Consider the following 4,108-nt stretch of genomic DNA (forward strand, 5'->3'; position numbering starts at 1 on the left):
TCCCGGGATAACCGTGGTTTAAAAATAAAATAATTTTGAAAAACACGAAAATGCTACCGGAGGTTTGAAGTGGATGATGGAGAGTGTTGGTTGGGATATTTACGAAAAATAGGACATAGGGCTTGGAGTTTCCGGTTTGTATTTCCTGAATTAAGTGACCAACTGTGTTGATGACCTGCTTAGTCTAACTCTCGGTAAAATTCCCATTTAATATCAACGTCCTATCGGCAAATATTGACAGCACAGCAGTTGCATGGGGCTTAAAGAACCTTTTAACCACGAATTGTAATTCCCAATAAATTGAAGCAAAGCAATTAATCCCAAAGAAGTGCCTAGGTTATAATAACGGCTTCGTGCCTCAGCCGCCCCTGACAGAACCTGAAAACTACCCAAATGAGCTTTTAAGAATTGGTTGAAAGAAAACTTTCACAAACCGATTTAGCTAAACAGCTTAAGACTTCGGTAAGTGTTATCTCTCGCTACGAACGTGATGAGATGACGCCAAGCATTGATGCAGCAAAAAACTGGCTACACTGCTTGATACAACAGTTGGTTATCTTTTAGGAGAAAATGAAAATGCCGACATGTTTAAAAACCCGGATATGTTACGCCGCTTCAAGGACATCCTTTCATTCCCTGAAGATAAACAGGAACATATCCTATTTGCTATCGATTCGATGATTAAAGCGGCTAAATTAGAGAGACTGTAGTTAGTCAATTACATTTATCACTTTTAAATCATACTTCTCAAACTCATTTTTCATTGCCATTAACTCTTCTGCCTTAATTCCAGTACAAGCATATTTCAATAATTTACCCTCAATTAATTGAACTTCAACCCTTTGATAAGAATGTCGAGTTTTTCTTAAGTTTACAATCTGGATATATTCAATATTTGAATAATATATCAAAGGCTTAAAGGGATATGGCTTTAATCGATTCCTTACAACAACCTTCTCTTCATCAAGATAAAAATCGTTGCTTTCAATTAACGAAATTCCCCAAAATGCTAAATTTCCTATGTACCCGATAAAGACAAGCTCAATCTCCAAAAGAATTCCAGTAATTGTAATGAAACAAAAAATTACTACTGAATAAATTACAAACGACTTTAAGCGACTTCTAAATATCATCATTTCGAAATTTCAATATCTTGATATACTTCAACCCCCTGAATAACAACATTGGTACCACTAACAATATCAGGATTTAATTTTAAAAATATTACACCTTCAACTACATCAAATACAGCATTTGCTGTCTGGAGTTCTTCAGAGTCTCCTATAAAACATGTAATTGAGCAAAAAACCACATCATTATAATCGGTGGGTATATACCCTAATTTACTCTTTAATTGTGAATTATCAGATAACCTAATAAACATCTGCGCTGTATTACCTACAAAAGAAATTCCGCCCCCAACTAAAGTCACCCAAAAAACTGTACCAGTACCACCTGTTAATACAGTAACACCTACAGTTGTAAGTCCAATCATAGCATTAGAATAGTTTCTTATTAATGCTTGATTTTCCTTCTCCCTTTGATAAGATGCCTTTAGTTGTTCATATTCTCTTTTTCGTTCTGCTAAAATCCTCTCCTCTTTCTGCTTCGTCAATAAAATATCTGTGTATTGGCTAACAACAGCTTTACTTACTCCTTCTAACTCATGAGCTCTGGTATAAAAAACTTTCTTCAACCTATCTGCTTCCTTCCTATCAATCTCCGTTGAGTTAAAAAAGGAAATAAGATACGATGTATATGAACGGAACAAAAAGTCATAGTAATAATATTGTCTAAAAACATCAATTTCCTGCTGGTCAGTAAAATATTTTGAATTTACAGCAATACTGCTAAAGTAGTCCTTTACAGAACTTTCAAATTCTGCCATATAGAACCCCCACTGATTTAGAGTTTTATCAAGATAGACATACTCCCATGGCTTCGGCCGTTTATTTTCTTCAAAATGACTAAAGACATCTTCAAACTCCATGGTAACAAAACTCTCATATAACATAAATGCCCCCTCTTCCTCATCCTGCGTCCAGCTAAACAAAATCTTCTCGGGGTTATGAATTAAGTCCCACTGATACTTCCACAATGCGGTTCTCTGGTCGGGCTTACCGTAATCCATCAGGTTGTCAGTGGAGTGTGGGGATAGCTGATAAGTGCTTTTCGGACTGAAGGGATGGCGCAGGTTGAAGGCGCCAGAGAAATTTATGTCAATGAACGTTGGTTCAAAAGAGATTTATACATTTCCCGGAATAACCGTGGTTTAAAAATAAAATAATTTTGAAAAACAGAAAAATGCTGCCGGATGTTTGAAGTGGATGAGGAATAAAGTTGGTTGGAACCTTATGGGAAAGATGGGACATAGGATTTGGAGTTTCCGGTTTGTATTTCCTGAATTAAGTGACCAACTGTGTTGAAAACCTGCTAATTCTAACTTTGGGTAAAATTCCCATTTAATATCAACGTCCTATCGGCAAATATTGACAGCACTGCAATTGCATGGGGCTTTAAGAACCTTTTAACCACGAATTGTAATTCCCAATGAATTGAAGCAAAGCAAGTAACCCCAAAGAAGTGCCTAGGGTATAAAAACGGCTTCGAACCTCAGCCGCCCTTGACAGAACCTGAAAACTACCATAAAAAGCTTTTTGAAATAGGTTTCAAATAAAATATTCTACTTTGCCATTGTCATAAAAAAGGGAAGCTTACAAAGCCAAATCGCGCATGGCTCGATACTCGGGTGTCTCTTTTTTCTTGTCTATCATTAACTGCAATATTAAGATTTATTAGTTTATGGACAGAGTTTAATTTACACTCTATACAATTAAAAAACACCCTGTTAGGATTATTTTTTTGTATCATGAGATATTTCTACGTGTCTTGATTTATAAAAAGAAGGGGTTCTCTGAATTTTCCTCACCAAAGTTTCTATATACTTTGTTCCATTTTGTTTATATTCTTCTACTTCAGAGGATGTTAAAATTACGTTTATTTCAAAAATACCTACACTTCCACAAACAGCAGACAATATTAAATCAGCTCCTCTCTTGTAAAGCGTATAATCCCATTTTTTATCGATAATCTTATCCATAATGTCCTATTTGATTGGATTTTCAATATACTTTCCTTTTGGTATTTGATCAACAACTACTTCAGAATAACCAGCAGGAGTTTTGCCTCCTGGCATCCAAAGTTCATTTGCACCAATTTCATTCCCTGATGACATTCTTTTATTTAAATCTGAAAGATCAGGGATGTCAATTCTTGATAATTCCTGTCCTTCCCAGAGTCCTTCAGGTATACCAAGCTCTTTTTCAATCTTAGTTATATCCCCTCCTGTCTTTGTCAGCAAATCATCCATTTCCGATTTTGGTATTATGAACTGACCATCAGGTCTTCCCAATAAATCTCTACCTCTGTTATCCAAGACAGATTTTGGAACCAAGTAAGACCCTCCATTATCAAACTTACTTAAATGAGAATTAATGTAGTTGGCATCGAGATATGTATCTGGTAAAGGCACTTCGTCTCCAGCCGTCTTCTTTTCCAACGCTTTCAAAGCCCCTGTATTCTGCCTTAAAGCATCATCAGCACCCAAGTTATCCATTTTCTTCCACGCCTCCACCAATCCAGCATCAAATTTTGCCACATCATCTATCTGACGAACATCATCCAGAAATTTACCTTTTTGGGTGATCCCCATTTCATCTACTGTGTTCAGTACAGCCTTCAACTGATCACTATCGGTGATCCTCATGGCAAGCTTTTCAATGGCTGCAGCTTTGCCCGGGTTATGCGCCAGTAATTTTCCGCTTAATTCAAGACATTCCCGGCATGTGATTTCCCCTCCTTTTTGTAATGTTTTGGCGATACGCCCGTATGCCGCCAGCGATTCATCGGTCAGGTCAAAGAGTTTTTGCAGTTTCCTGCCTTTTATGATTTTTATGGCATATTTCGATGATTTAACTGCTGCATCCCCTACAACCGGCAACATACTGGCAAAACAAAGTGTGGCATTACCGCCGTCTCCTTCTACCAAATACCACATGCCGTTGACAACATCAAGGGCTTCGCCTGCCAGCGGTATAAATCCTAAGAT

General features: G+C 37.1%; 5 protein-coding genes. 1 reads left to right on the forward strand and 4 read right to left on the reverse strand.

Features of this window, described 5'->3' with window-relative positions; all coding sequences use genetic code 11:
• Positions 1 to 408 precede the first annotated feature (408 nt).
• Positions 409 to 564, forward strand: coding sequence for a helix-turn-helix domain-containing protein (locus ACT29H_RS16630; RefSeq protein ID WP_444822783.1), 156 nt, complete (start codon positions 409 to 411; stop codon positions 562 to 564).
• Positions 565 to 710: 146 nt separating this feature from the next.
• On the opposite strand, the gene ACT29H_RS16635 is transcribed toward ACT29H_RS16630, so the two are convergent.
• The 4 genes from ACT29H_RS16635 to ACT29H_RS16650 all read right to left on the reverse strand — a co-directional run.
• A complete protein-coding gene (locus tag ACT29H_RS16635; RefSeq protein WP_444822784.1) occupies positions 711 to 1,052 on the reverse strand; it encodes a hypothetical protein in 342 nt (113 codons plus the stop codon).
• Between the two features lie 80 nt (positions 1,053 to 1,132).
• Positions 1,133 to 2,131: a hypothetical protein gene (locus ACT29H_RS16640; RefSeq protein WP_444822785.1), complete on the reverse strand. Its 999-nt coding sequence runs from the start codon at positions 2,129 to 2,131 to the stop codon at positions 1,133 to 1,135.
• A 723-nt stretch (positions 2,132 to 2,854) separates the two neighbouring features.
• Positions 2,855 to 3,100: a hypothetical protein gene (locus ACT29H_RS16645; protein ID WP_444822786.1), complete on the reverse strand. Its 246-nt coding sequence runs from the start codon at positions 3,098 to 3,100 to the stop codon at positions 2,855 to 2,857.
• Positions 3,101 to 3,106: 6 nt separating this feature from the next.
• A partial coding sequence (locus tag ACT29H_RS16650; RefSeq protein WP_444822787.1) for a hypothetical protein occupies positions 3,107 to 4,108 on the reverse strand: 1,002 nt, incomplete at its 5' end.

It is taken from the genome of Thermophagus sp. OGC60D27, assembly GCF_052400625.1.
In the GTDB taxonomy this organism is placed as follows: Bacteria; Bacteroidota; Bacteroidia; order Bacteroidales; family Marinilabiliaceae; genus Thermophagus.